At 64.9% G+C, this 4,218-nt stretch carries 4 protein-coding genes; 3 read left to right on the forward strand and 1 reads right to left on the reverse strand.

From position 1 onward, the window contains the following. A partial coding sequence (locus tag Q8K05_RS01585) for a CoA transferase (RefSeq protein WP_305244799.1) occupies positions 1-405 on the reverse strand: 405 nt, incomplete at its 3' end. A gap of 191 nt (positions 406-596) precedes the next feature. On the opposite strand from Q8K05_RS01585, the gene Q8K05_RS01590 reads away from it, so the two are divergent. From Q8K05_RS01590 to Q8K05_RS01600, 3 genes are all read left to right on the forward strand, one after another. Further along, positions 597-1,334 (forward strand): haloacid dehalogenase type II, encoded by a 738-nt coding sequence (locus Q8K05_RS01590; RefSeq protein WP_305244800.1) that lies wholly within the window; start codon positions 597-599, stop codon positions 1,332-1,334. Further along, complete coding sequence (locus tag Q8K05_RS01595) at positions 1,331-2,116, forward strand: sulfite exporter TauE/SafE family protein (protein WP_305244801.1); 786 nt, start codon at positions 1,331-1,333, stop codon at positions 2,114-2,116. Before Q8K05_RS01590 ends, Q8K05_RS01595 begins: the two co-directional genes overlap by 4 nt. Before the next feature lie 63 nt (positions 2,117-2,179). Beyond that, the coding region (locus Q8K05_RS01600; protein WP_305244802.1) for a malate synthase G at positions 2,180-4,218 on the forward strand (2,039 nt) is incomplete at its 3' end.

A 4,218-nucleotide genomic window follows, 5' to 3' on the forward strand; every position in this document is an offset into this window, starting at 1 on the left:
ATACGGACCGGGCAAAAAGCCCTTGTGGCTCACATAAATGAGCCGCTCGTTGTCCCGGGCAAGCGAAGCGTAGTCCAGCCCGTATTTCTGCATGGTGCCGGGCTTGAAATTCTCGGCCACGATGTCGGCACTGGCCGCCAGTCTGCGCGCCACGGCCGCCCCCTCGGGGTGGTGCAGGTCAATCGCAATGCTCTTTTTGTTGCGGTTGAACATCGGGAAAAATCCTGCTCCTGAACCCAGCAGGTGGCGGGTACGGTCGCCGTCAATCGGCTCGACCTTGATGACCTCGGCACCCATGTCGGCCAGCACCATGCCGCAGGTCGGGCCCATGACCATGTGGGTAAATTCGACGACGCGCAGGCCGGCCAGCGGCAGCGGGGGCGGTATGTTGGGTTGAGTGTTCATGTTCAGTATGGGTAAACCCGCACGGCCGCCCCGTGGGCTCGGGCGGCCATCTGCAGGCCGCCAAGAATACAGGACGCCCGCCTGCTGCGGCCCAGGCCACCGGCGTCCACGCCATTAGGTTTGATTTTGTCATGTATTAACGAATTTTGATGTCAATAATCTTCTCCGAGGTATCAAATACCATAGAGCCTATGGAAAAGTCCCCCTCCCATTCCCCTGCCCCTGTTAGCGCCGTGCTGTTTGACGCCTACGGCACCCTGTTTGACGTGTACAGCGTGGGCTTGACGGCAGAGCAATTGTTCCCCGGCCACGGCCAGGCGCTGGGCGTGCTGTGGCGCGACAAGCAGATCGAATACACCCGCCTGGTCACCACCAGCAACAACGGCGCGCATTACCAGCCGTTTTGGGACCTGACGCGCGCCGGCCTGCATTACGCCTGCCAGCGCCTGGGGCTGGACCTGACGGCCGAGCGCGAGGAAAGGCTGATGAACCAGTACCGGCACCTGTCGGCTTTTCCGGAAAACAAGGAAGTGCTGCAAGCCCTCAAAGCGCGCGGCATCGTCACCGGCATTTTGTCCAACGGCGACCCGTCCATGCTCAATGTGGCGGTCAGATCGGCCGGGCTGGACGGCCTGCTGGACCATGTGATCAGCGTGGACGCGATCCGCAAATACAAGACCCACCCCGACGCCTACGCGCTGGGCCTGCAGGCCACCGGCTTGCAGGCGCGGCAGATTGCATTTGTGAGCTGCAACAGCTGGGACGCGCTGGCCGCCACCTGGTTCGGCTACCAGACGCTGTGGGTGAACCGCTACCAGCTGCCGTTTGAAACACTGGGCACGCAACCCGCGTACACCGGCAGCAACCTGCGCGATGTGCTGGCCCTGCCGGGCCTGAAGAACTTGCCGCTTGAAGGCACACCGGCATGACACCCGTGGACGTGCTGCTGATCGGCGCGGGCGGCTTTGCCGCAGGCGCTGTCAACGCGGTGGCCGGCGGCGGCACGTTTTTCTCGTTCCCGGCGCTGCTGGCCGTGGGCGTGCCGCCGGTGGTGGCCAACGCCAGCAATTCGGTGGCGCTGTGGCCCGGCAGCCTGACGGGCGCCTGGGCCTACCGGCGGGAGCTGGCGCGCTACAAGCGCTATTTGCTGCCGATGGGCATCGCCTCGCTGCTGGGCGGCGTGGCGGGCGGCCTGCTGCTGCTGGCGGCCGGTGACGCGCGCTTTTCGGCGCTGATCCCCTGGCTGCTGGCCTTTGCCACGCTGCTGTTTGCCTTCAGCCCGCAGCTGTCGGCCGCGCTGAAGCGGATGCGCCCCCCGTCGGCCGCAAACGCTGAAAGCGGCCACGGCGCAGGCTCTCCGGCCGGCTGGGCGGTGCAGCTGCTGGTGTCGATTTACGGCGGCTTTTTTGGCGCCGGCATGGGCATTTTGATGATGGCCAGCCTGGCCATTGGCGGGCACGAAGACGTGCAGCACATCAACGCGCTCAAAAACCTGCTGTCAGCCGTGATTTACAGTGTCACGGTGGTCACCTTCGTGGTGGCCGGCGCCGTCAGCTGGCCGCACACGCTGGTGATGCTGCTGACGGCCAGCCTGGGCGGCTACGGGGGCGCCCGCCTGGCGCGCAACATCCAGGGCCCGTGGCTGCGCCGCGTCGTGATTGCCGTGGGCAGCGCGCTCAGCCTTTATTACTTCTACAAGACGCTGGGCTGATTCGGCGACCAGCCCCGGTGCACCCTCTCATTTTTCAGCTTATTTTCAAAGGAAACCCAAGCCATGACCGCACGCACAACCAGCCACCGCCTCCAGGTGGCGACCGAGCTCTACAGCTTCATCAACAACCAGGTGCTGCCCGGCACCGGCGTCGCCAGCGACGCCTTCTGGACCGGCGTTGACGCCATCGTGGCCGACCTGGCCCCCAGGAACATCGCCCTGCTGGCCGAGCGTGACCGCCTGCAGGCCGAACTGGACGCCTGGCACAGCGCCCACCCCGGCCCCATCGCCGACATGCCGGCTTACCGCGCTTTCCTGGAACAAATCGGCTACCTGGTGCCGCAGCCCGCCACCGTCGCCATCACCACCGCCAACGTCGATGCCGAACTGGCCGTGCAGGCCGGCCCGCAGCTGGTCGTGCCCATTTTGAATGCGCGCTACGCGCTGAACGCCGCCAACGCGCGCTGGGGCTCGCTCTACGACGCGCTGTATGGCACCGACGCGATTCCCGAAACCGATGGCGCCGACAAAGGCAAGGGCTACAACCCGGTGCGTGGCGCCAAGGTGATTGCGTTTGCCCGCAAGCTGCTCGACCAGTCCGCCCCGCTGGCCACCGGCTCGCACCAGGACGCCACCGGCTACCGCGTGGAAGCCGGCCAGCTGGTCGTGGCGCTGCAAAGCGGCACCACCGGCCTGGCTGCGCCTTCGCAATTTGTCGGCTACCAGGGCGACGCCAGCGCGCCTTCGTCCATCCTGCTGCAGCACAACGGCCTGCACATCGACATCATCATCGACCGCAGCACCGCCATCGGCAAAACCGACGCCGCCGGTGTCAGCGATCTGGTGATTGAGTCCGCGCTGTCCACCATTTTGGACCTGGAAGACTCGGTCGCCGTGGTCGATGCCCAAGACAAAGTGCTGGCCTACAGCAACTGGCTCGGCATCCTGAAGGGCACGCTGACCGAAGAAGTCAGCAAAGGCGGCAAGACCTTCACGCGTGGCCTGAACCCTGACCGCATGTACACGGGCGCCAACGGCCAGCCGGTGTCGCTGCATGGCCGCTCGCTGATGTTTGTGCGCAATGTGGGCCACTTGATGACGAATCCGGCCATCCTCTACGAAGGCGGCAAGGAAATCCCCGAAGGCATCCTGGACGCCGTCGTCACCGTCACCATTGCCATGCACGACCTGCAACGCAAGGGCAACTCCCGCACCGGCAGCGTCTACATCGTCAAGCCCAAGATGCACGGCCCGGCCGAAGTCGCGTTTGCGTCCGAGCTGTTTGGCCGCGTTGAAGCGCTGCTGGGCTTGCCCGCCAACACCGTCAAGCTCGGAATCATGGACGAAGAGCGCCGCACCAGCGACAAACTCAAAGCCTGCATTGCCGAAGCCGGCGCCCGCGTCGCCTTCATCAACACCGGCTTCCTGGACCGCACCGGCGACGAGATGCACACCGCCATGCAGGCCGGCCCGATGATCCGCAAGGGCGACATGAAAACCCGCGCCTGGATTGCCGCTTACGAGAAAAACAACGTGCTGGTCGGCCTGAGCTGCGGCCTGCGCGGCAAGGCGCAAATCGGCAAGGGCATGTGGGCCATGCCCGACCTGATGGCCGCGATGCTCGAGCAAAAAATTGCCCACCCCAAAGCCGGCGCCAATACCGCCTGGGTGCCATCGCCCACCGCTGCCACGCTGCATGCGCTGCATTTCCACCAGGTGCTGGTGTCCGATGTGCAGAAAGAGCTGGAAAAAATTGACGCCAACGCCGAGCGCGACAACCTGCTCAACGGCCTGCTGACCATTCCCGTCACGGCCACGCCGAACTGGTCCGCCGCCGAAAAGCAGCAGGAACTCGACAACAACGCCCAAGGCATCCTCGGCTACGTGGTGCGCTGGATCGACCAGGGCGTGGGCTGCTCCAAGGTGCCCGACATCCACAACATTGCGCTGATGGAAGACCGCGCCACGCTGCGCATCAGCAGCCAGCACATGGCCAACTGGCTGCACCACGGTGTCGTCACGGCAGAGCAAGTCAAGGAAACGTTTGAGCGCATGGCCGCCGTGGTGGATAAGCAGAACGCCGGCGACGCGTTGTACCAGCC

The organism is Polaromonas sp. (assembly GCF_030682935.1).
GTDB lineage: Bacteria > Pseudomonadota > Gammaproteobacteria > Burkholderiales > Burkholderiaceae_C > Polaromonas.